The organism is Duganella margarita, from assembly GCF_009857535.1.
In the GTDB taxonomy this organism is placed as follows: Bacteria; Pseudomonadota; Gammaproteobacteria; order Burkholderiales; family Burkholderiaceae_D; genus Rugamonas; species Rugamonas margarita.
Genome location: NZ_WWCS01000061.1, coordinates 1 through 1340, shown reverse-complemented (window position 1 = coordinate 1340; position 1340 = coordinate 1). Strand labels below are relative to the sequence as shown.

General features: G+C 67.2%; 1 protein-coding gene and 1 pseudogene. Both read left to right on the top strand.

The genetic code is table 11. From position 1 onward, the window contains the following. Positions 1-152: 152 nt before the first annotated feature. Positions 153-836 (top strand): TetR/AcrR family transcriptional regulator, encoded by a 684-nt coding sequence (locus GTP55_RS29145; RefSeq protein WP_161048255.1) that lies wholly within the window; start codon positions 153-155, stop codon positions 834-836. Positions 837-977: 141 nt separating this feature from the next. After that, positions 978-1340: pseudogene (locus GTP55_RS29140) on the top strand (TIGR03571 family LLM class oxidoreductase); the annotation flags it as partial.

Sequence of the window (1340 nt, the reverse complement as noted above, 5' to 3'; positions counted from 1 at the left end):
GCCGCGCCGCGCCCCGGCACGCCCGTCCGGGCGCCCGGCGCTGCCGCAACTGGCGCTGGGCTGAGCCGGGGCGGACGCGGCGTCGCTGCCGCCTCATTTGTCAAATCATCCATGGCTGGCTATACTTGGCGCTTCTTTACTGAGAGCCAGACATGGGAACGCCCGCCACCAAGAAAGCTTCTTCCCGCGTTGCCACGCCGGCGCCCACCGCGCCGACCCCGCGCCTGGCCCCGGAGGAACGCGAGCAACTCATCGTCCAGAAAGCCATCCGCTACTTCGCGGAACATGGCTTCGGCGCCAGCACCCGCGATCTGGCCAAGGAGATCGGCGTCTCGCAGCCCTTGTTGTATCGCTACTTCCCCAACAAGCAGGCGCTGGCCGACCGCGTGTTCGAGGAAGTCTACCTGTCGCGCTGGAATCCCGAGTGGGAGGAAATCCTGGCCGACCGCAAGCGTCCGCTGGCCGAGCGCCTGCACGACTTCTACCAGCAGTACAGCAAGGTGATCCTGCAGCGCGACTGGATCCGCATCTTCATCCACGCCGGCCTGTCGCGCGAGGGCATCAACAGCCGCTACCTGACCCGTCTGCGCGAGCGCATCTTCGATGTGGTGCTGGCCGAACTGCGCCGCGAGTTCAAGGTCGCCGCCCCCACCCCGCAGCAATATGAAGACGAAATCGAGTTCGTGTGGGGACTGCACGCGGCGATTTTCTATGTCGGCATGCGCAAATCGGTGTACGGATTGCCGGTGCCGCAGGATATCGAACGCCTGATCGACCAGAAACTGCACGCCTTCATGGCCAGCGCCCCGTCGGTGCTGAAGAATATCCGCAAATAGTGCAGCTTTCCGCAGCCGGTCCCTCGCGGATGGGAGGGCGGGCTTTGCGATCTGCGCAAAGGTGAATTCGGCAGGCGTGGGATTCTCCCGCCGCCGCCCTTGTCCTAGACTGGCCACATCCCTAACCGACCAGGATGTGCGATGTCCAACCTTGCCTATGACAAGCTGTTCCAGAACGGCGGCATGACGCTGGGGCTGATGACGCCGGCGGCGCGCAAGCCGGCGCAGCGCGCCGACGTGGTGATCGAACTGGCGGTCGCCAGCCGCGCCGGCCGCTACGGCTTTGCCGCTCTGTGGGCCAGCCACGCCGCGCCGCAGTCGGCCGCCGAAGGCAGCCACCCGATTCTCGACGATCCGTTTGTGTGGCTGGCCGCGCTCGGCGCCGCCGCCCCCGGCGTGGCGCTGGCGGCGCAGCTGGCGTTGCCGCCGGATGGCCTGATCCCATGGCTGGATGGCGCCCGCTCGCTGCAGCGGATGAGCTGCGGCCGCTGCGTGCTGGGCGTC

Coding starts and splice junctions, on each gene's coding strand:
- GTP55_RS29145 (WP_161048255.1), top strand. CDS start 153: ATGGGAACGCCCGCCACCAAGAAAGCTTCTTCCCGCGTTGCCACGCCG.